The sequence below is a fragment of the Micromonospora sp. NPDC047730 genome (assembly GCF_043204765.1).
In the GTDB taxonomy this organism is placed as follows: domain Bacteria; phylum Actinomycetota; class Actinomycetes; order Mycobacteriales; family Micromonosporaceae; genus Micromonospora.
On record NZ_JBIDCU010000008.1, the window covers coordinates 198,923 to 225,704 of the forward strand.

Genomic DNA, 26,782 nt, shown 5'->3' on the forward strand with positions numbered 1-26,782 from the left:
GCGAAGACCAACCGCGTTCCGACGAACCGCCCGTGCTGCTGACCGAGCCGTTCGACATTCCGTGGCCCGCCGCCGGCATCGTCCGCGCGATCCGGCGTCGCGCCGACCTGAGCCAGCGGGAGCTGGCTCGGTGGGCGGGGGTGCACCACGCCACCGTGGGGCGGATCGAGGCGGGTCGGCTGGTGCCGAGCATCCTGCTCCTGCGCCGCGTCATCGGGGTCGCCGGGTTCCGGCTGGCGGTGGTCGACGAGTTCGGGCGGGTGCTGAAACCGATGCGGGACCGCGACGACACCCGCGACGGGGCGGAACGCCGCTACCCGTCGCACCTCGACACCATCCTCGACCCCGAGCCCGGGGAGTGGTGGGCGGACCTCTACGGGCTGGCCCGCCCGCCGGAGACGTTCTACCGCAATCGCGCCGTCCGGGACGCCATGCGGCGGCGCAGCCAGTGGGAGGTACGGGTGGCCAAGTACCGCAACGTGCCCCCGCCGCCGCGCGCGTGCGGGCACGATCGCCGGTTCCCGTGAAACCATCGTCCCCGTCGGCCCATCGCCCGTTGAAAGGGCCGACGGCCCGCGCGCCAGGTGCTTCCTGGCGGGCGGGCCGTCGGTACGCGCAGCCGGAGGGGCTGTCCGGGCGACGTCAGTCGTCGTCGGCGATGGTGCCCACCGCGACCGGGTCGGCGAGGCGCAGCCCCGGCACGCCCGTCACCAGCAGCGTCAGCTTCTCGTCGGCCTCCCGCTTGCGGTCACCGCGCACGGTCACCGGGAAGGCCAGCGAGGTCTGCCCGGCGGCCAGGACCTTGCAACCGACGTAGGGGTCGTAGTCGGCGCCGGCCTGGGCCGTGGTGCCGTACGTGGCGGCGCAGAGCAGCACCGGCTGGGACAGCGGTCGCGAGACGGTGACCGTGAAGGTCAGCGGGCGGGTGCCCCGGTCGCCCTCGGCCACCGACACGTCCCCGACGTTGAGCGAGGCCCGCGACCGGAACCGGGCCACCTGCGGGTCGTGGTCGCTGGAGCCGCGCGTGCCGTCAGCGGCGTGCTCGGCCGGCCAGTCGGCGTTGATGTGCGCCGCCCGCATCTGGACCAGGTCCCGGTGCAGCGCGCCGTTCACGAACAGGTGGTCCAGCGTCTGCGCCTGCCCCTCGAAGCTGTACGAGTAGGCGGACGACGGGGCGTCGGCGAGCAGATCGTCCCAGAGGTTGCGCATGCCGGCCTCGTACAGCGGCCCGAGCTGGTCCGACGGGGTGGGCTCCGCGGCCGTGGCGCTGAGCCGCTGGTCCCCGGCCGCGGGGAACGGGTCGTCGGGGCGGGGGAAGACGTTCAGGTCCCCGCCGTACACCACCCGCGCGTCCGGGTCCGACGCCTCGATCGCCGTGACGATCGCGGCCCCGTACGCGGCCTGCTCCCGGCGCTGCCCGACCCGGCTGTCCGGCCCGGAGGAGTAGTGGTTGCTCGCGGCCCACAGGGTGTACCGCTCGGTCGACCCGGGCGCGGCGGCCACGGTGAACTTGCCGAGCTGCGGGGCACGGGTGAAGACGTTGTCGCCGTCCTTACCGGTGGACGTGTCCACGTCGGCGGGAAGCACCGCGTTGAGCGCCTTCGGGTTCTGCACGTCCGCGTTGCCCGGCAGCCCCGCGCCGCGATATTGCACCGTCGGCGCCGAGCCCAGCAGCGGGTCGCCGGCGGTCGCCTCGGCCAGCGACACCCGGTCGGTGCGGTACAGGAACGCGGCGGTGATGCCCCGCGCGTCCGCGCCGCTGCGGTCGTACGCGGCCGCGTAGGCCGGGCCGCCGCTCGCCGCGATGGTCAGCGCCAGGTCCTGGAGGGTGTCCGGCGCGCCGTCCGCGTCGTTGGTGGTGCCGCACACCAGCTCACCGCCGGAGACCGCGCAGATGTCCTGGTCCTCCGCCTCCTGCACGAGGATCAGGTCGGGCGAGTGCAGGTCGGTGGTGATCTGGTCGGCCAGCGCGGCGAGCTGGTCGCGGTACTCCTGCTCGCTGCCGGGGACGTAGTCGAACGGCGGGCGTACCCCGGTGCAGCCGGCGTTGCCGGCGAAGTCGCAGCCGTCGAACGGGTCGTCGCGGTAGTCGTACAGGTTCTCGACGTTGTAGGTCGCGACCGCGACCTCCTCCGACCGCTTGGCCGGCTGCGGCGGGTTGTTCGTGGACGGGTCGGTCCCGCCGGTGAACTCGGCCCGCTCGACCTGCACGCCGTACTTCTCGAACGAGTAGTAGAGGCCACCGACCACGTCGGCGGTCAGCGTGTCGAAGGTGCGGGCGGGCGGGAGCAGCGCGCTGCTGTCGCCCGTGGTGCCCTTGACGCCCATGCTGCCGAGCAGGATGCGCTGGCCGTTGCCGTCGTCGAAGCGGCGGCCCGGGTCGTTGTCCAGCGGGTGCGCGTCCCGGAACACCCGGCGCGCGTACGGGTCGGCGCGATCCAGCAGCGGGTCGTCCCGGTCGATAACGAAGATCTCGCCGTCGGCGGTGGAGGCGAAGACGTTCCGCCCGCTCACGGCGCCGCTGCCGGCCCGCACCCGCAGCCGGGTGCCCTCGTGCCGCTCCCAGAACCGCTGCGCGTCGGCCAGTTCGACCGGCGGCACCGCGTCGGCCACCTCGACCTCGGCGTTCACGTCGACGCCGGAGGCGAGCTTGCGCACCAGCGACGCGCCGGAGAGCTGGGTGAAGTTGAAGTACTCGGAGACCCGGGCCCGGAGCACCACCTCGTCGCCGACCGTCGGCACGTAGCCGCCGATCAGCGAGGTGAACGAGCCCATGAAGACGAAGATGCCGTCCGAGCTGGCCGGGTCGCCGTCGGTGGCGCCGGACCGGCTCTGCAGGAAGAAGCCGCGCTGGTCCCGGCCCGACGAGTCACGCGCCAGGGTGAGCTGGGTGATCACGCCGCGCACGTCGTACAGCGTGCTGCTGGTGCCGTTGCCGGACGCTGGCGCGAGCGGGGACCGGTCGGCCGGGCCGGACTCGCCGTCGGTGGTCGGACCCTGCACCTCGCCGACCGTCAGCTCGCGGGTGACCTGCACGGCGAGGGTGCAGGTGGCGGTGCCGCCGTCCGCGTCGGTCGCGGTCAGCACCACCGTGTACGCCCCGGCGGCCAGGTCGGCGCTCGTGGCGACCGTGGCCCGGGCGGTGCCGCCGACCGCGTCGGCCGGGGTGACGGCCGTGCGGCTGACGGAGCCGGTGGCCGGGGTCGGGCTGACCGAGGTGACCGACAAGTCGACGATCCGGTCGTCGGCGTCGGTGGCGGTGACCTCCCGGGTCGCCGCCGTGCCGGCCGGGGTGACCAGCGCCGGGCCGCAGGTGAGCGTCGCCGGCGCGTCGACCGGGCCGCCCCCGTCGACGGTGTGCGCGCCGAGCCCGTCGAACGTGTCGACCGGGAAGCCGGCCCACTGGGCGGCCGGGTCGAACGCGTCCGAGGGGTCGGTGTCGCCGGACGTCACGGCGGGCAACCGGCGCAGGGTGTTGTTCTCGGTGCTGGTGACGCCGGTGCCCCACTCGGTGCCCGGGTCGACGCCGACCTGGCCGATCGAGTCGAGCACGGTGCCGCCCCGGCGCAGCACGATCGCGTCGTCGCCGTTGAACAGGCCGGCTGTCGTGGTCTGGTCGGCCCGGTCCAGGATCGCCGGCGCGGCCGAGGCGGAGGCGAAGACGAAGACGTCGCCGGCGGCGACGGTCCCGGTCAGCGCCACGTTCGTCGGGGTGGTGGAGCCGTTGAAGTGCAACTGGAGCTGGTAGCCGCCGGCGGCCAGGTCGACGGCGACGCCGGTGCCGTTGAACAGCTCGATCGCCTTGTTGTTCGACGAGCCTTCGACGTACTCCGAGATGAACAGGTCGGTGGGCGCGGCGCTGGCCGCGGTGGGTGCGACGCCGACAGCCGCGACGGTCACGGCGGCGGTGGCGGTCGCGAGCGCGGCAAGAGTGCGGCGCGGGCGCATGGGGCCTCCACGATGGGTGGACGGGGAACTAACGCACGTTAAGGGGCTCCGCTGACCGTCGTCCATCCCCCACCGGTCGGTTTCGTGAACTCTCCGGTCAGCGTCCGGCGTCGAGGCGGTGCACCAGCTCGGCCACGTCGACGCTGTATTCACACCACTCGCGGTCCGCACGGTAGCCCAACTCGGCGTTGACCTTGAGCATGGCCTCGTTGGCCTGTGCGTTCCAGGTCTGCACCTCGGTCAGCCTCGGCTCCGCCGAGCGCAGCTCCAGCAGCATCCGCGCCTTGATCGCCCGGTCGATGCCGTAGCCCCGGTGGTCCTGCACGACGATGGTGTCGTACTGGTCGGCGCGGGTGGGGTGCTGGGCGGGCACCACCACCTCGGTCAGGCCGGCCACCTCCCCGGTCTGCTCGTGGAGGGCGAGCACGATGTAGGGCTTCATGCCCCGCCGGTGCAGGCAGTCCAGGCTGTCCCGCAGCCGCTGTGGGTCGTACGAGCTGGGGCGCAGCTCGCCGTCGTCGACGTCGCGCACCTCCGCCTTGGCCCGCGCGTACGCGTCGATCAGGTCGTCCGGCGGCCCGCCGGGGCAGAACTCCAGGTGGTAGCCCGCGCCGATGCCGGCGGCCATCTCGGACAGCTCCGCCCAGTCCACCGCGGACAGGTCGAGCACGCTTCGGGTCTCGACGTATTCCTTAGAGAAGCCGAGCGACTCGTAGAAGGCGACGGCCGGCGTGTCGCCGACCACCTCGACCCCGATCGACTGGAAGCCCTCCTGGTAGGCCCGCCGGGCGGCCACCAGGACCAGGTCACGGCCGAGCCCGCCGCGCCGCCGGGAGGGGTGCACCAGCACCTCCAGCACGCCGATGTCGCCGAGCAGGAGCACGTTCACCTGGCCGAGGATCGGCCCCGGCGCTCCGCCGGCGGCCGGCTCCGCCTGGGCCACCCAGGAGATCCGCCGCTCGCCGGGCATCACCTCGGAGAGGTATTCCCGCAGGGAACTCTCCCGCCACGGTGGATCCCGCGGCAGGTCGACCGCCAGGACCGCGTTGAGCGTGTCCAGCAGCGACGCGATCTCGGCGGACGACGCGGTCCCGGGGTCCCACTCGCGCACCATCACCTGTCTAGCTTGCCGCTAACCGCTGCCCGGGGGAAGTGTCCGGTTCTCCAATGTATGCGGACGATCACTTCACGTGCGGCTGGCCTGTCCGTACCGGTTGGCGGTGTCGAAGACGTCCTGGGCGTACTGGCGGACGTCGTTGTACGACAGGATCGCGTTCCACCAGTCGGCCGGGATGGTGAGGTTCCGGCTGCCCTTGCAGAGGTAGTTGCCGGCGGCGAGCGCGGCGTCGTCCAGGTCGTGCGGGTCCTTGACGCCGTCGTTGTCGGCGTCCGCCCCGATCTCCTGCCAGGTGGTGGGGATGAACTGCATCGGCCCGATCGCGCGGTCGAAGGTGGTGTCCTTGTCCAGCCGGCCGCCGTCGGTGTCGGGGATGCGCATCCGGTTGCCCTGCCCGTCCAGCGGCAGGCCGATGATCTCGGGCAGCGCCTTGCCGTCCTGCCCGAGCCGGGCGTTGTTGGCCTGGCCGTGCCCGGACTCGACGAAGCCGATGGCCGCCAGCGTGGTCCAGCTCAGGCCACAACTGCGGTTGGTCTGGGCGAGCACCAGTTCGGCGTAGCCGTACGCCTGCATGGCCACCGGCGAGATGCCGACCTTCGGCCCGACCTGCGCGGCCCAGCCGGCGAGGGCGTCCGACGGCCGGCCGGTGGTCACCCCGCCGACGGCCGGGCCGGTCGGCACCGTGCCGAGCGGCGGCACCGTCTGGGTGGGCAGCGGCAGCCCGCCGGGCAGCGGCTCCTGCGGGCCGGCCGTCGGCGCGACGGAGGCGGCGTCGGCGACCGGACGGGGCGCGCGGACCGTCGCGGGCACCAGCAGCGCGCCCGCCGCGGCGGTCGCCGAGACCAGGGCGAGCAGGAACACCCCGGGCAGGGTGAGCCGCCCGCTGGGGCGCCGCGACCAGTCCCGGGTCGCCCGGACCGCGGCTGCCGCCGCCTGGCGAGGCGGCGGCAGGCGTACGGCGTGCGCGAACGGCACCCGGCGCCGCCGGGCTCGCGCGGCCGGCCCGTTGGTGAGCACGTCCACCTTCGTCGCCGTGAGGTCGCTCTTCTCCGCCGACGTCGCCACGGCCGAGCCGCCCCCGGCACCGCTCCCGGGGTCGCCGGGCTTGGTGTCGGCGGTCGACGTGCTACTGGGCTTGGTGTCGGCGGCGGACGTGTCGGTGGGCTTGGTGTCGGCGGTCGACGTGCCGGCGGCGGCACCGGGCTTCGCGGCGGCCGGCGGCTCGGTGTCGGCGCTCGGCTTCCCGGCGGCGGCCGGCGCCGCCGCGGCCGACGGGACGTCCGGGGCGGACGGTGCGGCGGGGGTGGCCGACGGCCCGGTCGGCGTCGGAGCGGGCTCGGCGGGTGCCGTCGTCGGGGTGTCGGCACCGGCGGGGGCCTCGGACCTCAGCCAGGGGCGGCGGGGCCGGGGCAGGCGCGCCGACGACCCCGGTGCGACCCCGGAGCCGGCGGGTGGCCCGTCGGGCGGCACGGCCGGTCGCAGGGGCCGATGGGTCGATCTGTCCTCGCCGTCCACCACAAGTTGAGTATCACCCATGTCTCCTCGGGCGTCAGGCCCGGCCGTACCCTGGAGTCATGCCCCGGTACGAGTTCCGTTGCCGCGCCTGCGGCGACACCTTCGAGGTCAACCGTCCGATGTCGCAGGCCGGCGAGCCGGCGCCCTGCCCGTGGGGACACACGGACACCGTCAAGCTCCTCTCCACCGTCTCGGTCACCGGTCGGGGTGGCGGCGCGGCCGGCGGCGTGGCCGCTCCGGCCGGTGGTGGTGGCTGCTGCGGCGGTGGCTGCGGCTGCTGAGTGGTGGCCACGGCTGCTGACTCGTCGGCCTCCGCCCGCCCGTCGGCCGACCCCGTTCGTCCGCGCCGGGGCCGCCGGGCCCCTTGAGTCCGAGCCCGGCCGGCCGTTCTCACGATGCGTGACGATCCAGTATCAGGCAGCATGAGTCCGACGTCACGGGGAGGTCCCACGCATGTCGCCACGGATCCACCTCCCCAGCGGGTGGGTGACCTTCGTCTTCACCGACATCGAGGGCTCGACGCGGCTGGCCCAGCTCCTCGGGCCGGACTACCGGCCGGTGCTGCGGGAGCACCGCCGCCTGCTGCGCCGGACGATCGCCGCCACCGAGGGCGCGGAGCTGTTGACCGAGGGGGACTCGTTCTTCCTCGCGTTCGGCGACGCGACCGCCGGGCTGACCGCCTGCCTCACCGCGCAGCGGGCGCTGGCCAGCCACCAGTGGCCGACCGCCGAGGCCGTGCCCCGGGTCCGGATGGGGCTGCACACCGGCTGGGCCGAGCCGCGCGACGGCGAGTACGCCAGCCCGGAGGTGCACCGGGCGGCCCGGGTGGCCGCCGCCGCGCACGGCGGGCAGGTGCTCTGCTCGGCGTCGACGGCGCGGCACGCCGACCCGCTGCCGGCCGGCGCGTCCCTGCTCGACCTGGGCCTGCACCGGCTGCGCGGCTTCGACGACCGGGAACGGCTCTTCCAACTGGTCGCCCCGGGCATCGAGCGGCAGTTCCCGCGGCCGCGTACGGCCGACGCGGTCGCGCACAACCTGCCCACCCAGGTGACCTCGTTCGTGGGCCGGCAGGCCGAACGCGTCGAGCTGCGCCGGCTGGTGGAGGCGCACCGGCTGGTCACCGTGCTCGGGGCGGGTGGGGCGGGCAAGACCCGGCTCGCCGTGGAACTGGGCACCGACCTGGTGGAGTCGTACCCGGACGGCGTCTGGTTCGTCGACATCGCCGCGGTGACCGACCCGGGCCTGGTGGCGTTCGCGGTCGCCGCCGTGCTCGGCCTGCGTCCCGAGCCCGGCCGCCCGATGGTCGAGACCCTGGTGGAGTACGCTGCCGCGCGCCGGATGCTGGTCGTCCTGGACACCTGCGACGCCCAGCCGGCGGCCTCGGCCGAGATGATCTCGCGGCTGCTCGCCGGCGGGGTGGGCGTGCGGGTGCTCGCCACAAGCCGGGAGTCGTTCGGCCTGCCCGGCGAGGTGGTCTGGCGGATCCCGCCGCTGTCGGTCGACCCGCCGGCGGACGGCGCGGAGAGCGACGCGGTCGCGCTGCTGCTGGACCGGACGGCGGCGGCCCGGGGTGGCCGGCAGCCGGACCCGGCCGAGTCGGCCGACCTGCGCCGGGTCGTGCGGCGGTTGGACGGGCTGCCGCTCGCCATCGAGCTGGCCGCCGCCCGGCTGCGGGTGCTCTCGGTCGGCCAGCTCGCCGAGCGCCTCGACGACGTGCTCGGCACGCTGGACGCGGGCCGGGAGAACCCGGAGCCGCCCCCGGTGGAGCGGGCGTGGACGGGCAACCAGCAGGACACGGTGGACCTGGTCGCGGCGGCCGTCGGGGTGCCGCCGCCCACCCCGGCGACCCGGGCGGTGCAGCGGTCCGCCACCGAACGGCACCTCACCATGCAGGCCACGGTCACCTGGTCGTACCGGACGCTGGGGCCGCGCGCCGCCCGGTTGCTGCGCTGGCTGGCGGTCTTCGCCGGCCCGGTGGACCTGTCGACGGTGGAGTGGCTGCTCGGCGCCGACCCGCTCGACCCGCTCTCCGTGCTGGTCGACAAGTCGATGGTGCTGGCCGAGCCGCACGCCTCGGGCAGCACCTACCGGATGCTCGACCCGATCCGGGCGTACGCGGCCCGGCGGCTGGCGGAGGCGGGGGAGGAGCGGGCCGCCCGGGACCGGCACGTTGCCTGGTCGGCGCACGCGCTGGAGCGGGCGCACCTCGGCCCGGACGGGCAGCCGGTCACGCTGTCGCTCTACGCCCTCGATCCCCTCGCCGGCGAGCTGCGCGCCGCGCTGCGCTGGTGCGCGACCGGCGGCAGCGCCCGGGCGGGGCTGCGGCTGGCCGGGGGCCTGGACCAGTGGTGGCGGGAGCGGGGCCTGGCCCGGGAGGGGCGGCTCTGGTTGTTCCGGCTGTACGGACGGATCGCCGAGACCGGTGAGCGGATCCCGGAGGCCGAGCTGGCGGCGGCGTACCACATGCATTCGCTGCACGCCGGCGCGGACGGCGAGTTCGCCGAGGAGCTGCGGTTCTCCCAGCGGGCGGAGGCGGCGGCCCGGCAGGCCGGCGACACCGGCCTGCTCGCCCGGGTCCTCGCCGGGCGGGCGGCCCCGCTGGTCGACATGGGACAGTTCGCGGAGGCCGAGCGGGTCTGTCGGGAGGTCATCGACTGGGCGTACGACCAGGAGGTGGTCGGCGACGCGCTGTTCGCCGTGTTCAGCCTGGCCGAGCTGCTCTGGCGGCGGGGCGCCCTGGACGAGGCCGCCGAGCTGTTGGGTGCGGCCCGCCCGGTCGAGGCGGCCCGCCCGGTCGAGCGGGGGCGGCGCTCGGTCGACATGCTGCTCGGGATGGTGGCCCTGGCCCGCGGCGATCTGGTCGCCGCGCACGAGCACCTCCAGGTGGCGCTCCGGTCCCGGATGAGTCACGGCTTCCACGGCCGGGCCTGTGACACGCTCAACGCGGTCGCGGTGCGCTGCGCCGCCGGGGGCGACGGGGCGACGGCCGCCCGCCTCTTCGGCGCGGCGGGGGCGACGCGGGCGAGCATGCGCTGCACGCCGGGCATCTACGGGGCGTACTGGGCGCAGCGGCAGGGGGAGCTGCGCCGGGCGCTGGGCGACGCGGTCTTCGACGTCGCGTACGGGGAGGGGACCGAGTTGGGGCTGGAGGAGGCGGCGGCGCTGGCGCTCGGCGTGGAGCATCCGGACCTGTCGGCGGATTCGACGAGGTTCGGCGCGGATCGGGCCCGCCCGGCTCCCCGTCGCCCCGTCACACCCGACCGCCACACCGAGCACGCCTGACCGGCGGTTCGGTGGGGCGTGGCGTCGACCGGGTTCCCGTGCCCACCCCGGGGAGGCGGGCCGGGAACCCCGGTCGACCCGCCTCAGCGGAGGGCGGCGCGGCGCTCGGCGTCGGCCTTCATCCGGGCGGCGCGGTCGATGTCGGCCTGCTTCACCGCCGCGACCGAGCCGAAGGCGCTGACGGCCTGGTAGTACGTCCAGGCGAGGCTGTAGCAGGCCGGCCGGACGACGGTGCTGTACGTGGCGCAGACCCGCTTCAGGTCCTCGTAGAAGGCGCTGTCCAGGCGGGACTTGTTGGCCGAGAACTGGCCCATCGCCTTGTAGTTGCGGTAGCCGAAGTCGTGCCGGTAGCAGGAGAGGGTGAAGTTGAAGCCGAGCGGGTTGTCCGGGCTCGACGAGCAGTAGTCGGTCGACCAGTCGAAGGCGTACTCGGCCCAGGCGGCTTTGTTCAGCCGGGCGGAGTTCCAGGCGTTGTAGCTGGTGGCGCTGGTCTGGGTCCAGCTCGACAGGACGGACAGCTTCTGCGTGGGCGTGACGGCGGCGGCGGGGGAGGCGACGCCGAGCAGGACGAGCAGCGCGAGCGCGCCCGAGGCGAGCAGGGTGGTGAGGCGTCTGGGCACGGTTACCTCCGCGGGGGGTCGGGGGTGGGACGGGGTTACCGGCGGGTCACCGGATTTCGATCAGTTTCGATCAATGACCGTTCCCGGAGGTGTCGTGTCCGTCGACAATTAGTGACAGACGCCGAAACAGACGAATGCCCCGGGCGCCAGGGGCACCCGGGGCATTCGGTGGGACGTCAGCGGACGAACGCCGGCGGGCTGGCCGGGCTCTCGTTCGCCAGCCGGTCGAGCGCGGTCACGTAGTACGTGTACCGCTTGCCCGCCTCGGCGGTGGTGTCCACCCAGGACTGCGTCTGGGAGTCGCCGTCGGCGCGGACCGTGTCGACCAGGTGCGCCGCGTCGGCGAAGTCGCACCGGCCGGCCGGGTCGGTCCCGTCGAAGCGGTAGATCGCGTACGACGTGGCGGTGCCGAGCGGGCCCTGGCCGTCGGCCGGCTGGAGCCAGTTCAGCCGGACCCCGTCGTCCTGCCGCGCGGCCTTCGTGACCACCGGCATGAGCAGCGGCTTCGACGGCAGGTGCGACATGGTCGGGATCAGCGCCGGCCGCGAGTAGTGCTCGGCGGCGTAGATGTCGGTCGCGCCGAGCCGGTTGGCCCGGACCTGCACGGCCGAGAAGTGGACGTTGCCCAGCACCTCGGGGTGCGACCGGTTGAGCGTCAGGTGGTCGGACAGCTCGCGCGGGTTCATCCAGAAGGAGCCGTAGACCGGGTCACCGCTCTTGTAGTCGGCCTGCCCGATGTAGAGCTGCACGCGGGTGCCCTTGACCACGTCCGCCCACCACGGCACCAGCCGGGCGTAGTCGGCGGCCGGGTACTGGCCGATGTACCAGTAGAGCTGCGGCACGATGTAGTCGATCCACTCCTCCTTGACCCACTTGCGGGTGTCGGCGGAGATGATGTCGTACGACTGGCTGCCGGTGGTGTCCGAGCCCAGCGGGTCGGCCGACTGGTTGCGCCAGATGCCGAACGGGCTGACGCCGAACTTCACCCAGGACTTCTCGGCCTTGATCTTGGCGTTCATCTCCTGGATCAGCAGGTTGATGTTGTCCCGCCGCCAGTCGGCCTTGTTGGTGAAGCCCCGGTTGTGCGCCGCGAAGGTCGCGTCGTCGGGCACCTGGTGGGTGCCGCTCGGGTAGGGGTAGAAGTAGTCGTCGAAGTGCACGCCGTCGACGTCGTACCGCTTGACGGCGTCCATCATCGCGGTCTGGACGAACTCGCGGACCTCCGGGATGCCGGGGTTGTAGTAGAGCCGGCTGCCGGCCACCCCGGCCGGCGGGTAGGCGAAGGTCCACTCCGGGTGCTCCCGCGCCGGGTGGTTCGGCGCGAGCTTGCTGATGTCCGCGCCGGCGCCGCCCGGGGCCGGCATCGAGACGCGGTACGGGTTGAACCAGGCGTGGAACTCCAGGTTCCGCTTGTGCGCCTCTTCGACCACGAACTTCAGCGGGTCCCAGCCCGGGTTCTCGCCCCGGACCCCGGTCAGGTACTCCGACCAGGGCTCGTACGGCGACGGCCAGAACGCGTCGGCGGTCGGCCGGATCTGGACGACCACCGCGTTGTGGTTGAGCCGCTCGGCGAGGTCCAGCAGCTCGCGGTACTCGGCCTGCTGGGTGGCGATGCGGTCGGGCGAGGTCTGGGACGCCTTGGTCGGCCAGTCGATGTTGACGACCGAGGAGATCCACATGGCCCGGAACTGCCGCTTCGGCGTGGCCGGGTCGGTGACGCAGGTGGTGGTGGAGGCGGTGGTCGCCGCGTCGGGCGTAGCGCTCGCGGGGGTGGCGGCGACGAGCGCGCCGAGCAGTGCGGCGGCCAGCCCGGCGGCTCCGAGCCGAGTTGCCTTCATGCGGTGTGTCCCTTCGTTGGGGCTCCCGTGTCAGGGGGTCGATCGCGGCGCTGTCGGCAAGATTCGCCGTCGGCAATCCGCCGCTTGGTAGGAAATTTTCACACCTCGTGGGTCCGGCGCAAGGGTCTGCGCCGGATCGATCCGTCCGTCCGGCCCGGCTCCGCCGTGTGGCCGGTCTCACCGTGCGCACGGTGACGACCCGCGCACGCCAGGTTGCGGGGGGTGGGGTTCCGGGGAGCCCGGCCCGCTCCGGGCGGTCAGGCTTGATCCCTGCGCGGGCCGGGCTCCCCGGAACCCCTTGGTGGTCGCCCTCCGTCGCCGACCGCGTGGTCAGGGCCTCGGTCGGGGTCCCGCCGTCGGGCCCTTGACGACGGGCTTGCCGTCTTCCCAGACGACCTCGTCGAGCCAGATCTGGCGGCCCGGGTCGACCGTGCCCTCCTGACCGGGCGGCCAGGCGTGGTAGAGCAGCCAGGTGCGGCCGTCCACCACCACCATCGAGGCGTGCCCCGGCCCGGAGGCCACCCCGTTGGTCGCCAGGATCGGGTTCTCCGGGGCCTTCACGCAGGGGCCGGTCGGCGACTCGCAGACCGCGTAGCCCTCGGCGTACTCGGCGCGGTCGTAGGCGTTGGCGGCGAAGAACAGGAACAGCTTTCCGTCGTGCCGGTGGAGGAACGGCCCCTCGATCAGGTTCCCCTCCCACAGCTCGGTCTGCTTCAGCAGCTTCACCGGCTCGCCGACCAGGCGCAGCCCGTCGTCGGAGAGGCGCTGCGACCAGATCCAGGTGTCCACCCCGATGGCGTTGCCGTCGTTCTTCCACAGCAGCCACAGGCTGCCGTCGGCGTCCCGGAACGGGCTGGCGTCGATCGCGCCACCCAGCTCCGCCTGGCAGATCAGCGGGGCGGCCGAGTCGTCCCGGTACGGCCCCTGCGGGGCGCTCGCCACCGCCCGGCCGACGCACTGCCGCCCGGACTCGCGCCCGGCGACCGTGTAGTAGAGCAGGAACCGGTCCGGGGCCAGCTCGATCACCTCGGGCGCCCAGTTCTTCCCGGGCTCCGCCCACGCCGGCAGCTCCGGCAGCGCGTCCCCGGCCGGCATCCAGTCGACGAGGTCGGGGGAGGTGAGCACCGGGACGTTGCGGCCGGCGGCGTTGGTGTGGAAGAGGTACCAGGTGTCGCCCACCCGGATCGCCTGCGGGTCGGGCGCGTCGGTGAGTACGACCGGGTTGGTGAACATGCGCGCGTCGTCTCCCGTACTCGAAGGGTCTTCGCCACCGCCGCAGCCGGCGGCGAGCAGCGCGGCGGCGAGCACCGCCGCCGCGCCGCGCCGCCCGGTCGTCCCGGCCGTCATCCCTTCAGGCCGCTGCGGGAGACGCCCTGGATGATGTGCCGCTGGGCGAGGACGAAGAGGACCAACACCGGCAGGCTGGCCAGCACCGCCCCGGCCATGATCACCGGGTAGTCCGTGTTGTAGGCGCCCTGGAGCAGGCCCAGCCCCGGCGGCAGGGTGAGCATCTCCGGGCTGAACAGCACGAAGATCGGCCAGAGGAAGTCGTTCCAGTTGGTCAGGAACGACAGTACGGCGAGGGTGGCCAGCGCCGGCTTCGACAGCGGCAGCACCACCTTCCAGAAGATCTGCCACTGGCTGGCCCCGTCCAGCACCGCGGCCTCCTCCAGTTCCCGGGGCAGGGAGAGGAAGAACTGCCGCAGGAAGAACACCCCGAACGCGCTCGCCGCGCCGGGCACGACCACCACGGCCAGGGTGTCGACCCAGTCCAGCTCGTCGACGATCAGGAAGTTCGGGATGATCAGCGAGGTCGGCGGGATGAACAGCGTCCCGACGATCAGCGCGAACAGCACCCCGCGACCGCGGAACCGCATCCGGGCCAGGGCGTACGCGGCCATCGAGGCGGTCGCCAGCACCAGCAGCGCGTGCAGCGTGGCGGCCAGCATGCTGTTGAGGAACCAGCGCAGCACCGGGTTCGCCGAGTTGTTCAGGATCTGCTCGTAGCCGTACCCGGAGACCGGGCTCGGCAGCCAGGTCGGCGGGATCTGCTGGGCCCCGGTGTAGGTCTTCAGCGAGGTGATGACCATCCACACCAGCGGCGTCAGGAAGACCAGGGCGAGCGCCACCAGGGTGGCGTAGCGCGCGGTCCGGCGCAGCCCGGTCGCCGGTCGGGAGCCGGCGGTCGGGGCGGCGCCGCGGGTCGGCGCGGGGGCGCGCGTGGGCGTCGTCATGGCGGTCCCCTCAGTCTTCCCGGTAGCGGAAGAGGCGGAAGTTGGCGATGCTCACCACCGCCAGCATCAGGGCGAACACGATGCTCATCGCGGCGGCGCGGCCGGCGTCGTTGTCCCGCAGCCCCTCCTCGACGATGAACCAGACCACGGTGCGGGTCTCCGTGCCCGGCGCGCCCTGGGTGATCAGGAACGACTGGCCGAACACGTTCGCCGAGGCGAGCACGGTCGTGGTGATCACGAACAGCAGCACCGGGCGCAGCCCGGGGAGCGTGACGTGGCGGAACCGTTCCCAGGTGCTCGCGCCGTCGACCTTCGCCGCCTCGTACAGCTCCGGCGGGATGTCCTGGAGCCCGGCCAGGTAGATCACCGCGTTGAAGCCGGAGGTCCACCAGACGGTCACCCCGACCAGCGACACCCAGGCCCACGGCACGTCGGTCACCCACGGGGTGTCGGCCGGCAGCCCGACCATCCCGGCGAGCCGGTTGACCAGGCCGAGGTTGGCGTCGAGCAGGAACCGCCAGAGCAGGCCGATCACCGCCACGCCCAGCACGTACGGCGCGAAGTAGACCGCCCGGAAGAAGGTCCGGCCGGGGAACGAGCGGTTCAGCAGCAGTGCCAGCCCGAGCGGGACGACCACCAGCAGGGGCACCGACAGGACGGTGAAGATCGCCGTCGCCCGTACGCTCTGCCACCAGTCGCCGTAGACGGCCGAGTCGCCGGAGAACAGCTCCCCGTAGTTGTCCAGCCCGACGAAGGGCCGGTGGGGGAGCTGGAAGTCCCACTGGTGCACGCTGAGCCAGAGGCCGAGCACGATCGGCAGCAGGCCGAAGACCCCGAACAGGACCAGGTACGGGGCGAGGAAGAGGTACGGCGTCAGCCGCCCCGTCCGGCGGGCCGGGGCGCCCCGGCGGGCGGCGTCGCCCGCCGGGGGCGGCGCGCCGTCGCGCGCCGCCCCGACCTCGATCACGTCCGCCACGGGAACTCAGCTCCCGTACTTCTTGCGGTTGTCCTCGAGCTGCTTGTTGGCCTTGGCCGCCCCGTCGTCCAGCGCCTGCTTCGGCGACTTCTTGCCCAGCGCCGCCTCGTTGAACGAGTTGTAGAAGGTCGTCATGACCTCGCCGAGGCCCGGGGCCGCCGGCGGGAAGGCCGCGTACTCCAGCTCGGGGGCGAGCGCGTTGACCTCGGTCAGCGCCTTGAACTCGGCGCTGTCCCGGACCGTCTTGCGGGCCGGCACCTGGCCGCCCTTGGCCCAGTCGAGGGAGTGCTGGCTGAGCCAGTTGATGAACACCTTCGCCGCCGAGACCTTGTTCGTGTCGTTGGCCCGCTGCTTGACGATGGTGAAGTTGTGCGAGTTGGCCCAGGCCGCCGGCGTGCTGCCGATCTGCGGCAGGGGCGCGACGCCCCACTGGATCTCCGGGCTCTTCTTCAGGTCGTTGACCTGCCAGATGCCGTTCCAGTTGAAGGCGTTCTTGCCGCTCTTGAACGCCAGGTAGTCGGCGTCCTGGCCGACGTTCGCCGGGGAGTGGCCCTGCTTGATCAGGTCGACCAGCCAGGTGCACGCCTCGACGGCCTGGTCGGAGTTGAAGGTGGCCCTGGTGGCCTCGGCGTCGAAGACCCTGCCGCCCCACTGGTGCAGCAGGGAGTAGAAGGTCATGCCGCCGGTGAACTGGAACGGGCTGACCCAGAACCCCTGCACGCCGGACTTCTTCAGCTCGGTCAGCGCGGCGGTGTACTCGTCCTTCGTCGTCGGCGGCTTGTTCGGGTCCAGACCCGCCTTCTGCATGACGCCCTTGTTGTAGTAGAAGCCGAGCGGGTGCATGTCCAGCGGGATGCCGTACCGCTTGTCGTTGTAGAGCCCGCCCTTCCAGACGGTGGGCGCGAAGTCGCCCTCGCTCAGCTCCAGCGCCTTGGCGACGTCGTCCAGCTCGGTGATCACGCCCCGGGCGGCGAAGGTGGCGAGCTGGTCCACGTGCATGACCGCGATGTCCGGGCCGCTGCCGCTGGAGGCGGCGCCGGGCAGCTTGGCGTAGTAGTCCACCCACTCGTACGTTGCGATTGTGACCGCGATGTTCTGGTGCTCGGTGTTGAACTGGTTCACCAGCGCCTTGAAGATGTCGCCGTCACCGCCGGTGAACCCGTTCCACAGCTTCAGGTCCACCTTCGGGCCGGTGTAGTCCTTGCCGCCGTTGCCGGCCGCCGGCCCCGAGCTGTCGTCGTCGCCGCCGCAACCGGCCAGAGTCAGCGAGGCGGCGGCGCCGAGCCCGAGGCCGAGGCCGAGCAGGCGCCGCCGGCTCATCTCGTTCTGCATCATGCGGGTTTCACTCCTTGGGGGACGGGGATGAATTGTGCCTGCCCAGGGCCGGTCCGGCGTCAGCCGGCGGCGGGGGAGAAGCGCAGCACGTTCCAGGAGACGGCCGGCAGCCGCACGGCGCACCGGCCGCCGTCGGTGGTGGGGGTGGGCAACTGCCGGGGCGTCACCCGGTCGGGCTCGGCCTCGGTGTTCGTCGCCGTCGGGTCGTCCCCGGCGGCGAGGCTCAGGTGGGATGAGACGGAGAGTCCTGGCAGGCCGCGCAGGTCGAGCTCCAGCGCCAGGTCGGCCGAGCCCCGGTTGACGGCGAATACGGTCAACCCGCCCGTCTCCTCGTCGTGCACGGCGACGGTGTCGAGCACGGGGACCGCGCCGTACCGCTTCGTCTCGTAGGTCGGGCCGACCGGCTCGGTGCGCAGCACCGTGCCCCGGGCGTGCCGGGCGGTCAGCGCGAACGGGTGGAAGACGCTCTGCCGCCAGGCCGGCCCGCCGGTGCGGGTGCGGATCGGGGCGATCACGTTGGCGAGCTGGGCCTGGCAGGCCACCCCGACCCGGTCGGCGTGCCGGAGCAGGGTGATCAGCAGGTCGCCGACGACGACCGCGTCGACGGCGGTGAAGTCGTCCTCGATCAGCGCCGGGGCCTCCACCCAGCCGCGCCGGGCCAGGTCGGCCTGGAGGCGGGACTCGTACCAGACGTTCCACTCGTCGAAGCTGACCTTGAGCTTGCGCCGGTCCCGCCGCTTCGCCGCCACGTGGTCGGCCGTGGCGACCACGTCCCGGATGAAGTTGTCCATGTCGACGGCGGAGGCCAGGATGCTGGCCCGGTCGCCGTCGGACGGGTCGTAGTAGGTGTGCGCCGAGATGTAGTCGACGTGCTCGTAGGTGTGCTCCAGAACGGTCGCCTCCCAGGAGGCGAAGGTGGGCATCCGCCGGTTGGAGCTGCCGCAGGCGACCAGGCTGATCGAGGGGTCGATCATCTTCATGGCGCGGGCGGTCTCGGCGGCCAGCCGGCCGTACTCGTCGGCGGTCTTGTGGCCGACCTGCCACGGGCCGTCCAGCTCGTTGCCCAGGCACCAGAGCCGCACCCCGTACGGGTCCTCGGCGCCGTGCTTGCGGCGCAGGTCCGACAGTTGCGTCCCGCCCGGGTGGTTGGCGTACTCCAGCAGGTCGCACGCCTCCTGCACGCCCCGGGTGCCGAGGTTGACCGCCATCATCGGCTCGACCCCCGCCTCGGCGGCCCAGGCCATGAACTCGTCGAGCCCGAAGGCGTTCGTCTCGATCGTCTTCCAGGCCAGGTCGAGCCGGCGGGGGCGGTCGCCCGCCGGGCCGACGCCGTCCTCCCAGCGGTAGCCCGAGACGAAGTTGCCGCCGGGATAGCGGACCACCGAGACGCCCAGCTCCCGGGTCAGCTCCAGCACGTCGCCGCGCAGCCCCCGCGCGTCCGCCGCCGGGTGTCCCGGCTCGTAGATCCCGCCGTAGACGCAGCGGCCCATGTGCTCGACGAACGAGCCGAAGAGTCGCCGGTCGGCCGGCCCGATCGCGAAGGCGGGGTCGATCGTGAGCTGCGCGGTCCGCAAGGGGGTGCCACCTTTCCTCGTCGCGGTCCCGGGTGACCGCGGTCACCCGGTGTCCCTGGTTTCTACAACGTTGTAAGCAACGTTGTAAAGAGCCGGTCGCGAGGTAAAGTCCCCAGTCATGGCGGGAGGTGGCGCAGTGCGACACAGGCTCAAGGACGTGGCGGAGCGGGCCGGCGTGTCGGTCAAGACCGTCTCCAACGTGGTCAACGGCTACGTGCACGTCCGGCCCGACACCCGCGCCCGGGTCGAGGAGGCCATCGCCGAGCTGAACTACCGGCCCAACCTCTCCGCGCGCAACCTGCGCAAGGGGCGCACCGGGGTGATCGCGCTGGCCGTGCCCGAGCTGGACATCCCCTACTTCGCCGAGCTGGCCCGGCACGTCGTCACGGCCGCCGCCGAGCTGGGCTGGACGGTGCTCATCGACCAGACCGGCGGCGGCCGCGAGCAGGAGCGGGTGGTCGCCTCCGGCATCACCGAGCACCTGATCGACGGGCTGATCTTCAGCCCGCTGGCGCTCACCGCGGAGGACCTGACCGGGCTCGACGGCACCCCGATGGTGCTGCTCGGCGAGCGGGTCGACCACGGCCCCGCCGACCACGTCGGGATCGACAACGTGGGCGCCGCCCGGGAGCTCACCGCCCACCTGGTCGGGCTCGGCCGCCGCCGGATCGCCGCCATCGGCTCGCAGCGCACCCCGGAGGGGGCGAGCGCCCGGCTTCGGCTCGCCGGCTACACCGCCGCGCTCGCCGACGCCGGCATCGACTACGACGAGGGGCTGGTGGCGCCCGCGTCGGCCTGGCACCGCGCGGACGGCGCCGCCGCGATGCGCGCGCTGCTGGCCTCCGGCGTACGCCCCGACGCCGTCTTCTGCTTCAACGACACCCTCGCCCTGGGTGCCCTGCGCGCCCTGCACGAGGCGGGACTGCGTGTCCCCGAGGACGTCGCGGTGGCCGGCTTCGACGACATCGAGGACGGCCGGTTCTCCGTGCCCACCCTGAGCACCATCGCCCCCGACAAGGAGCGCATCGCCCGGCTGGCCGTGGAGCTGCTCGCGGGCCGCATCGACGGCGACCGCAGCGCGCCGCCCCGGGAACTCTCCGCCCCCTGGCGCCTCACCCCCCGCGAAAGCACCCTCGGCCGCTGACCCCGGCTGCCCGTCCGCCCCCTCAGTCGAAGAAGCGGGCCAGGTGGGCGGGGGTGGGGCCCGCCGCGTCCGGGGTCAGCGGGGTGAGGTCGGCGAAGATCGAGGCGCCGTCGCAGCCGACGTGCAGCGGATACCAGCGCGGGGTGCCCGGGGGGCGCTGCAGGCAGATCCCCTTGACGGTCTGCACGTCGAGCAGCCGGACGTGGGTCGGGTCGGCGACGGCGTTCACGTGCCGCCACCACGGGCTCATCACGTGCAGCACGCCGCCCGGTCGGAGCACCCGGTGGCACTCGTCGACCAGCGGCAGGAAGTCGACCAGGTGCTCCAGGATGTGCACCGCGAACAGCACGTCCACCGAGTCGTCGGCCAGCGGCAGCGAGGCGGAGAGATCGGCCACCGCGTTCACCCCCGGGGCGGGGTAGATGTCCAGCCCCAGGTTGCCCGGCCACTGCTTGGTGGCGCCGCAGCCGAGGTCGACCACGACCGGGTCGCGCCCGCCGACGCGTACCCGGCACCAGACGCCGAACACCCCGTCGAGCCGGCCCACCCGGTCCCGGACCAGGCGCAGGTCGGACTGCTCCGCGACCTCGCCGTCGAGGTGGGCCACCCCCCGGTCGAAACGCACCTCCACCGGGAGGTCGCGCAGCCGGTCGTCGTGCCGGGCCTGGTCGGCCCACGCCTCGGCGAGGAATACGTCGATCGCCCGCAGCCGCTCGGCCGAGGGCGGGGTCTGTCCCAGCGCGACCATCCGGGTCCACCTCCCGCGGGCCGATACCCGGATCTCCGCCCGATATGCCCCGCGACACGCCGTGCGGTGAGCCGGGGCGGTCAGCCGGTGATCGTCCGCCGGGGGCGACCGCCGCCGCGCATCCGCTGCCGGGGCGGCGGGGCGGCCGGCTTGGGCCGCTTGAGGTGGTAGCGGTGCAGCTCGTTGTTGCCGGGCAGGGACGGGTCCTCGCTCATGGCCACCAACTCCCAGCCCTGGTCACCGGCCCGGTTCAGGTGGGCCAGCGCGGTGTCGCCGTAGGGCGTCACGTCGACCATGGAGCCGTCCGGGCCGTACCAGACGAAGACGACCTCCCAGCCGATGTCGTTGGTGGCCGCCTGGCGGCGGCGGACCAGCAGCGCGTACTCCCACTTGAGCATGGGGTCATTGTCACCCGCCGCGAGCGGGTCGGCACGGATCAATCCTCGGCGATCCGTCCGGCGGCCACCCGCAGCCGCCGGTTGGTCTGCACCGCGTCGAGCATCCGCCGGTCGTGGGTGACCAGCAGCAGCGTTCCCGGGTAGTTGGCCAGGGCGGACTCCAACTGCTCGATGGCCGGCAGGTCCAGGTGGTTCGTCGGCTCGTCCAGCACCAGCAGGTTCACCCCGCGCCCCTGGAGCAGCGCCAGCGCCGCCCGGGTCCGCTCGCCCGGGGACAGGGTCGCCGCCGGGCGCAGCACGTGCGCCGCGCGCAGGCCGAACTTGGCCAGCAGCGTCCGCGCGTCCGCCGGCGACAGGTCCGGCACGGCGGCGCGGAACGCGTCGATCAGCGGCGCGTCGCCGAGGAAGAGCCCCCGGGCCTGGTCCACCTCGCCGACCACCACGCCCGGGCCGAGCGCGGCGTGCCCCTGGTCGAGGGGGAGCCGGCCCAGCAGGGCGGCGAGCAGCGTGGACTTGCCGGAGCCGTTCGCCCCGGTCACCGCCACCCGGTCCGCCCAGTCGACCTGGAGGGTCACCGGGCCGAGGGTGAAGCCGCCCCGGCGTACGACGGCGTCGCGCAGCGAGGCCACGACGGCCCCGGCGCGGGGCGCGGCGGCGATCTCCATCCGCAGCTCCCACTCCTTGCGGGGCTCCTCGACCACCTCCAGCCGCTCGATCAGCCGCTCGGTCTGCTTGGCCTTGGCCGCCTGCTTCTCGGTCGCCTCGGAGCGGAACTTGCGGCCGATCTTGTCGTTGTCGGTGGCCTTGCGGCGGGCGTTCTTCACGCCCTTCTCCATCCAGGCCCGTTGCGTGCGGGCGCGTGCCTCCAGCCCGGCCCGGGTGTCGGCGTACTCCTCGTACTCCTCGCGGGCGTGCCGGCGGGCCACCTCGCGCTCCTCCAGGTAGGCGGCGTAGCCGCCGCCGTAGTGCCGGATCTGCTGCTGGTGCAGGTCCAGCTCCAGCACCCGGGTCACCGTGCGGGTGAGGAACTCGCGGTCGTGGCTGACCAGCACCGTGCCGGCGCGCAGCCCGGTGACGAACTCCTCCAGCCGCTCCAGGCCGGCCAGGTCCAGGTCGTTGGTCGGCTCGTCGAGCAGGAAGACGTCGTAGCGGCTGAGCAGCAGCGAGGCCAGCCCGGCGCGGGCGGCCTGACCGCCGGAGAGCCCGGTCATCGGGTGGTCCAGGTCGACCGTGAGGCCCAGCTCGGCGGCGACCTGTTCGGCGCGCTCCTCCAGGTCCGCCCCGCCCAGGCCGAGCCAGCGCTCCAGCGCCTCGGCGTAGTCGTCGTCCGCGCCGGGCGCGCCGTCGGTGAGCGCCGTGGTCGCCGCGTCCAGCGCGGCCTGCGCGGCGGTGACCCCGGTGCGCCGGGCGAGGAAGTCCCGGACGGTCTCGCCGGCGCGCCGCTCCGGCTCCTGCGGCAGGTGCCCGACGCTCGCCGTGGGCGGGCTGAGCGCGATGCTCCCGGCCTCCACCGGCAGCAACCCGGCGAGGGTACGCAGCAGCGTCGACTTGCCCGCCCCGTTCGGCCCGACCAGCCCCACCACGTCCCCGGGTGCGACCACCAGGTCCAGCCCCGAGAACAGCGCCCGGTCCCCGTGCCCCGCGGCCAGCCCCTTGACGATCATCGTCGCGCTCATCAACCGCGACCCTATCCCGCCCCCCACCCCTCCCCACCCGCTCGCCCTCCCCACCCCCACCGCCTCCGCGATCTTGCACTTCGTGCCTGGACGAGTGGGGCGAAAGCCGCGAACGTGGGGCCGAAAGTGCAAGATCGCGAACCAGGCTCGGGAGGCGCACGGCACACTGCTCGGGTGGTGACCACTCTGGCGATCGACTGTGGCGGCGGCGGGATCAAGGGGTCCGTGCTGGACGAGGCGGGCACGATGCGCGCCCGGCCGCTGCGGGTGCCCACGCCGTACCCGCTGCCGCCGGCCCTGTTCGTCAAGACGCTTCTCGACCTGGGCGGCCGGCTGCCCGCGGCGGACCGGCTGACCGTCGGCATGCCGGGGATGATCCGGCACGGCGTGGTGGTCGCCACCCCGCACTACGTGACCCGCTCCGGCCCCCGCTCGAAGGTCGACCCGGGCCTGCTGGCGGAGTGGTCCGGGTACGACGCGCGGACCGCGCTCGCCGAGGCGTTCGGCGTGCCGGCGCTGGTGCTCAACGACGCCGAGGTGCACGGCGCCGGGGTGGTTGCCGGGACTGGCTGCGAACTGGTGCTGACCCTCGGCACCGGGCTGGGCAGCGCGCTCTTCGACGGCGGGGTGCTCGCCCCGCACCTGGAGCTGTCCCACGCCCCGGTGCGCTGGGGCACCACCTACGACACGTACGTGGGGGAGCCGGAGCGGCGCCGACTCGGGGACGCGTTCTGGTCCCGCCGGATCCGGCAGGTCGTGGACGGGCTGCGCCCGGTGTTCCGCTGGGACCGGCTCTACCTGGGCGGCGGCAACTCGCGGCTGATCCGGCCCGAGCAGCTCGCCCGGATGGGCGACGACGTGGTGGTGGTGCCCAACACGGCGGGCATCGTCGGCGGCGTACGCGCCTGGGACCTGGTCGCCGGCCGGCACGGCGCCCCCACCTGATCCCGCCCGCGTTCCGCCCGGGGAACAGTCGCGGTACGCCGGGTGTTGTGCCAGCGTCGGGAGAAGTGGCGGCGTGACACGAGGGGGTGGGTCGAATGGATCTTCTGGCCGAGTACCGGCGGGCGACCATGTTCTTCGAGGCCGGTGACCCGACCGGAGCGGCCCGGCTGCTCGAACCGATCGTGGCGGCCGAGCCCGACAACTCGTCGGTGCGGCAGCTGCTGGCCCGGGCGTACTTCCAGTCGGCCCAGCTCAACCGGGCCGAGGAGCAGCTCCGCGAACTGGTCGACCGCGACCCCAGCGACCACTACGCCCACCACGTGCTGGGCCGGACGCTGGAGCGGCTGAACCGGCCCGCCGACGCGCTGCGGCACCTGCGCATCGCGGCGGCGATGCACAGCGGCAACGACGACTACCGCACCGCCCTGGACCGGGTGCAGACCCGGGTCGCGGGCGGTCGCTGACGGCGGACGACCCGACGCCCGGGGAAGTGGGCGCACGGACGGGGCAGCTCGACAGGACTGCCCCGTCCGTACGGTCGTCACCGGATGCAGCGCAAACTGGGCGCCGCCAGGTAGCCAGCGCAGCGCAACGCCGGGCGCCGCCGGGTAGCTCGCGCGACGAGTGGAACGCCGTGGCTGTCAAACGGGTCTGATGACAACCGTGGTGTTCCACCCGTGCGGGGGTGGGGCGGAGCGCGCCGGGCGGCCTACCATCGGCGGTATGGGACGTGACCTGCCGGTGGCTGCGCGATGAAGCTGAAGCTGGACCTGCACGACATCTTCAACAAGGGTCACGACATCGACCGGGCCCTGCGCGGGATCATGGACGAGGCGGTGGCGAAGAAGGCCACCCTGGTCGAGATCATCCCCGGCAAGGGCTCCGGCCAGCTCAAGAAGCGGGTGCTGCGCTTCCTCGACCAGAAGGACGTCAAGCAGCTCTATCACCGCGTCGAGAAGGACTCGAAGAACTTCGGTCGCCTCTTCGTGCACTTCCGCTGGAAGTAGTGCCGGGACGCTCCTGCGACTAGAGGGAATAGGTGCGGGCGACGGCCAGCATCTCCGAGCTGTGCGAGCCCACCACCCCCACGTCCGGCGGGCGGGGCCGGAAGCCGGGCAGCGCGTCCAGACCGTCGCTGGCGTCCATCGCGCGCAGCGCCATCTGCCCTGCCTTCGGCGTGACGGTAAGGGTCACCTCGACGCCCTCCGGCGGTGGGGCGTGGAAGACCACGCCGAAGCCCCAGCGGCCCTCCCGGGCCTCCGCCGGCACCGACCGGCCGGCCACCTCCGCGCGTAGCACCGTCGCGGTCGCCGAGTCGACGTGCAGGGTGGCCAGGCGGACCTGGCGCTGCGGGACGAGCCGCAGGCGCAGGGTGCGCTCGGTGCCGGCGGTGGTGTCCGAGAGCACCTCCAGCTTCGGCGCGGGCAGGTTCGCCGCCTGCGCCGGACCGACGCGCAGCTCGGCGTCGCCGAGGCCGGGGAAGTCGGCGACCTCGACGACCCCGTCGACGTAGCCGTCGGTCCACGGCTGCGGGTCCTCCTCGTGGGAGAGCCAGCGGGCCTGCCCGGTGCCGGCGTCGAGGGCGTACATCAGGTGGGTGGGCGCGGGGTGCGCGGCGTCGAAGCGGTCGACGGCGAGCCCGACCCCGGCGAACACCACCGTCGCCAGCGCGGCGGCTGCGGCCGGCAGCGCGCCGAGCCGGCGGGCGCGCAGGGCGACCATGCCCCGCTGGCCGCCGGCCTGCGGGTGCAGGAGGTCGACCACCGGCAGCGCGGCCAGGCCGAGCAGCACCGCGACCAGCGCCGCGACGCCGCCCATCGCCATGCCGAGCGCCGGGAACAGCAGTACGGCGGTGGGCAGCAGGACCACCACGGCCACCGCGGCGGCCAGGGTCGCCGCGACCACCGGCCACGGGCCGTCGATCCGCGCGCTCACCGCGACCAGCCCGGCCAGCGCGCCGGCCAGGGCCGGCAGGGTGACCAGGTACGCCCCGCCGGGCACCAGCACGGCGAGCAGCAACCCGAGCAGGGCCAGCCAGCCCAGCGCGCCGATCGCGAGCGCGGCCGGGCCGACCCGGCGGCGGGTCAGCGCGTACCAGGCGAACAGGACGGCGGCGGCGAGCGCCACCACGGCCAGCCGGTACCAGGCGGGCCGGTACGGGTCGAGCAGTTCGGCGTGGCCGGGGCGGACCGCGGTGACCGCCGCCCAGAGCAGTTGGGCGGCGAGCGGGGCGATCACGATCGGTGCCAGCGTCAGCCCGAACCCGGCGGCGAGCCGGCCCCCGGTGACGCGGCCGCGCCGCCGAGCCAGCCAGCCGAGGGCCACCACGGCGGCGAGCGCGAGCAGCGCCAGCGGCAGGCTCAGCCAGCCGGGGTAGCGGACCAGCCCGCCGGGCACCGGGAAGTAGGTGGCGTCGTGCCCGGACTCCAGCGCCGTCAGGTCGACCCGGCCGAACTCGCGGGCGAGGCCGAGGGCGTTGTCGCCGTGGTGCTGGAGGCTGGCCCGGTCCATGGCCGCCGGGGTGTCCAGCGGGGTGTGGTAGATCGCCCCGCCGTCGATGTACGCCGAGTTCAGCCCGACGAAGTCGGCGTCGAGGAACGCGGTGAAGTCGGTGTCGTTGGGCAGCGCCCGGTAGATCTCCACCGCGAACGACGTGCCGACCGGGTGCGGCGCGCCCCGGCCGAAGGCGTCCACCAGCGCCGCGTTGTTCCGCGAGGTCTCGAACATGATCACCGGGCCGGTGGAGCCGCGCGCCTCCAGGTTGAGCACCACCCCGCCGTCGGCCGCCAGGGGGTGGCCCGACGCGAACGCCGACGCCCCGCACAGGCACGCCTCCTCGGCGTCGGTGAGCACGAAGACGATGTCGTTGCGCGGACGGGGGCCGGCGGCCAGCGCGCGGGCCACCTCCAGGATCGCCGAGGTGCCGGCGGCGTCGTCGTTGCCGCCGGGCCCGGACTGGACCGAGTCGTAGTGCGCGACGAGGAAGACCCGGCCGGTCGGATCGGTGCCCGGGAGCCGGGCCACCACGTTGCGGACCCGGGCCAGGGTGGCGCCGCCGGCCGCCCCGCTGAGCTGGCCGGCCTCGGGCGCGACGGTGTCCTGCACCTCCGTCTCCAGGCCGAGGCCGCGCAGCACCCCCTCGACGTGGGCGCGGACCTGGTCGTTGGCCGGGCTGCCGGCCACGTGCGTCCGCGCCGCGACGACCTTGACGTGCTCGTACGCCCGACCCGCGCTGAACTCGCCGGGCGGCGCGTCGGCCGGTCGTGGCGCCGGGGTGCGCAGGTCGAGCAGCGTGCCGGCGCCGACGGCGACGAGCGCGACGAGCGCCGCCGTGGCGGCGGCCAACCGGCGGCGTGGCCGGGCGAGCGCACGGTCGGCGGCGCGGGTGGTGGGTGCGCCCACGGGGACTCCTCGGGGGTGGGGCCAGGGGTG

At 73.8% G+C, this 26,782-nt stretch carries 20 protein-coding genes and 1 pseudogene; 7 read left to right on the forward strand and 14 right to left on the reverse strand.

Going from position 1 to position 26,782, the window contains the following annotated elements:
- The first annotated feature begins 32 nt into the window (after positions 1 to 32).
- Positions 33 to 527, forward strand: a complete 495-nt coding sequence (locus ACGF5G_RS20200; protein ID WP_393265033.1) for a multiprotein-bridging factor 1 family protein — start codon at positions 33 to 35, stop codon at positions 525 to 527.
- A gap of 115 nt (positions 528 to 642) precedes the next feature.
- On the opposite strand, the gene ACGF5G_RS20205 is transcribed toward ACGF5G_RS20200, so the two are convergent.
- The 3 genes from ACGF5G_RS20205 to ACGF5G_RS20215 form a co-directional block, all read right to left on the reverse strand.
- On the reverse strand, positions 643 to 3,948 hold the full coding sequence (locus tag ACGF5G_RS20205; RefSeq protein WP_393264823.1) for a lamin tail domain-containing protein: 3,306 nt from the start codon (positions 3,946 to 3,948) through the stop codon (positions 643 to 645).
- 97 nt (positions 3,949 to 4,045) lie between these two features.
- Complete coding sequence (locus ACGF5G_RS20210; RefSeq protein ID WP_393265036.1) at positions 4,046 to 5,062, reverse strand: GNAT family N-acetyltransferase; 1,017 nt, start codon at positions 5,060 to 5,062, stop codon at positions 4,046 to 4,048.
- Positions 5,063 to 5,134: 72 nt separating this feature from the next.
- Positions 5,135 to 6,601 (reverse strand): lytic murein transglycosylase, encoded by a 1,467-nt coding sequence (locus ACGF5G_RS20215; protein ID WP_393264824.1) that lies wholly within the window; start codon positions 6,599 to 6,601, stop codon positions 5,135 to 5,137.
- A 38-nt stretch (positions 6,602 to 6,639) separates the two neighbouring features.
- On the opposite strand from ACGF5G_RS20215, the gene ACGF5G_RS20220 reads away from it, so the two are divergent.
- Entirely contained in the window at positions 6,640 to 6,861 is a 222-nt protein-coding gene (locus ACGF5G_RS20220) for a zinc ribbon domain-containing protein (protein WP_393264827.1), read from the forward strand.
- 172 nt (positions 6,862 to 7,033) lie between these two features.
- Complete coding sequence (locus ACGF5G_RS20225; protein WP_393264829.1) at positions 7,034 to 9,862, forward strand: ATP-binding protein; 2,829 nt, start codon at positions 7,034 to 7,036, stop codon at positions 9,860 to 9,862.
- An 83-nt stretch (positions 9,863 to 9,945) separates the two neighbouring features.
- On the opposite strand, the gene ACGF5G_RS20230 is transcribed toward ACGF5G_RS20225, so the two are convergent.
- From ACGF5G_RS20230 to ACGF5G_RS20260, 7 genes are all read right to left on the reverse strand, one after another.
- Entirely contained in the window at positions 9,946 to 10,482 is a 537-nt protein-coding gene (locus ACGF5G_RS20230) for a phospholipase (protein WP_393264832.1), read from the reverse strand.
- A gap of 176 nt (positions 10,483 to 10,658) precedes the next feature.
- Positions 10,659 to 12,320 (reverse strand): glycoside hydrolase family 10 protein, encoded by a 1,662-nt coding sequence (locus tag ACGF5G_RS20235; RefSeq protein ID WP_393264835.1) that lies wholly within the window; start codon positions 12,318 to 12,320, stop codon positions 10,659 to 10,661.
- 330 nt (positions 12,321 to 12,650) lie between these two features.
- Entirely contained in the window at positions 12,651 to 13,667 is a 1,017-nt protein-coding gene (locus tag ACGF5G_RS20240; RefSeq protein WP_393264837.1) for a glycoside hydrolase family 43 protein, read from the reverse strand.
- Positions 13,664 to 14,554 (reverse strand): carbohydrate ABC transporter permease, encoded by an 891-nt coding sequence (locus ACGF5G_RS20245; RefSeq protein ID WP_393264839.1) that lies wholly within the window; start codon positions 14,552 to 14,554, stop codon positions 13,664 to 13,666. Before ACGF5G_RS20245 ends, ACGF5G_RS20240 begins: the two co-directional genes overlap by 4 nt.
- Before the next feature lie 10 nt (positions 14,555 to 14,564).
- A complete protein-coding gene (locus ACGF5G_RS20250) occupies positions 14,565 to 15,530 on the reverse strand; it encodes a carbohydrate ABC transporter permease (protein ID WP_393264842.1) in 966 nt (321 codons plus the stop codon).
- A gap of 6 nt (positions 15,531 to 15,536) precedes the next feature.
- Positions 15,537 to 16,865 (reverse strand): ABC transporter substrate-binding protein, encoded by a 1,329-nt coding sequence (locus tag ACGF5G_RS20255; RefSeq protein ID WP_393264844.1) that lies wholly within the window; start codon positions 16,863 to 16,865, stop codon positions 15,537 to 15,539.
- A 59-nt stretch (positions 16,866 to 16,924) separates the two neighbouring features.
- Positions 16,925 to 18,439 carry an alpha-N-arabinofuranosidase gene (locus tag ACGF5G_RS20260; protein WP_393264847.1) on the reverse strand — a complete coding sequence of 505 codons (1,515 nt, stop codon included), beginning with the start codon at positions 18,437 to 18,439 and terminating at the stop codon, positions 16,925 to 16,927.
- A gap of 136 nt (positions 18,440 to 18,575) precedes the next feature.
- On the opposite strand from ACGF5G_RS20260, the gene ACGF5G_RS20265 reads away from it, so the two are divergent.
- Positions 18,576 to 19,583 carry a LacI family DNA-binding transcriptional regulator gene (locus ACGF5G_RS20265; protein WP_393264848.1) on the forward strand — a complete coding sequence of 336 codons (1,008 nt, stop codon included), beginning with the start codon at positions 18,576 to 18,578 and terminating at the stop codon, positions 19,581 to 19,583.
- A gap of 22 nt (positions 19,584 to 19,605) precedes the next feature.
- On the opposite strand, the gene ACGF5G_RS20270 is transcribed toward ACGF5G_RS20265, so the two are convergent.
- The 3 genes and pseudogenes from ACGF5G_RS20270 to ACGF5G_RS20280 all read right to left on the reverse strand — a co-directional run bounded on the left by ACGF5G_RS20270 (position 19,606) and on the right by ACGF5G_RS20280 (position 22,405).
- A complete protein-coding gene (locus ACGF5G_RS20270; protein WP_393264851.1) occupies positions 19,606 to 20,331 on the reverse strand; it encodes a methyltransferase domain-containing protein in 726 nt (241 codons plus the stop codon).
- A 152-nt stretch (positions 20,332 to 20,483) separates the two neighbouring features.
- A pseudogene (locus tag ACGF5G_RS20275) lies at positions 20,484 to 20,729 on the reverse strand (hypothetical protein); the annotation flags it as partial.
- 38 nt (positions 20,730 to 20,767) lie between these two features.
- The gene (locus tag ACGF5G_RS20280) at positions 20,768 to 22,405 is read right to left on the reverse strand and encodes an ABC-F family ATP-binding cassette domain-containing protein (protein ID WP_393264853.1); all 1,638 of its coding nucleotides are present in this window, start codon (positions 22,403 to 22,405) and stop codon (positions 20,768 to 20,770) included.
- A gap of 174 nt (positions 22,406 to 22,579) precedes the next feature.
- Here ACGF5G_RS20280 and ACGF5G_RS20285 point away from each other — a divergent pair, with 174 nt between their 5' ends.
- The 3 genes from ACGF5G_RS20285 (at position 22,580) to ACGF5G_RS20295 (ending at position 24,357) form a co-directional block, all read left to right on the forward strand.
- Positions 22,580 to 23,350: an ROK family protein gene (locus ACGF5G_RS20285; protein ID WP_393264855.1), complete on the forward strand. Its 771-nt coding sequence runs from the start codon at positions 22,580 to 22,582 to the stop codon at positions 23,348 to 23,350.
- 95 nt (positions 23,351 to 23,445) lie between these two features.
- Complete coding sequence (locus ACGF5G_RS20290) at positions 23,446 to 23,814, forward strand: tetratricopeptide repeat protein (RefSeq protein WP_393264857.1); 369 nt, start codon at positions 23,446 to 23,448, stop codon at positions 23,812 to 23,814.
- A gap of 288 nt (positions 23,815 to 24,102) precedes the next feature.
- Positions 24,103 to 24,357, forward strand: a complete 255-nt coding sequence (locus ACGF5G_RS20295) for a Smr/MutS family protein (RefSeq protein ID WP_013736060.1) — start codon at positions 24,103 to 24,105, stop codon at positions 24,355 to 24,357.
- Positions 24,358 to 24,376: 19 nt separating this feature from the next.
- On the opposite strand, the gene ACGF5G_RS20300 is transcribed toward ACGF5G_RS20295, so the two are convergent.
- Positions 24,377 to 26,752 (reverse strand): M28 family peptidase, encoded by a 2,376-nt coding sequence (locus ACGF5G_RS20300; protein ID WP_393264859.1) that lies wholly within the window; start codon positions 26,750 to 26,752, stop codon positions 24,377 to 24,379.
- Between the last annotated feature and the right edge of the window lie 30 nt (positions 26,753 to 26,782).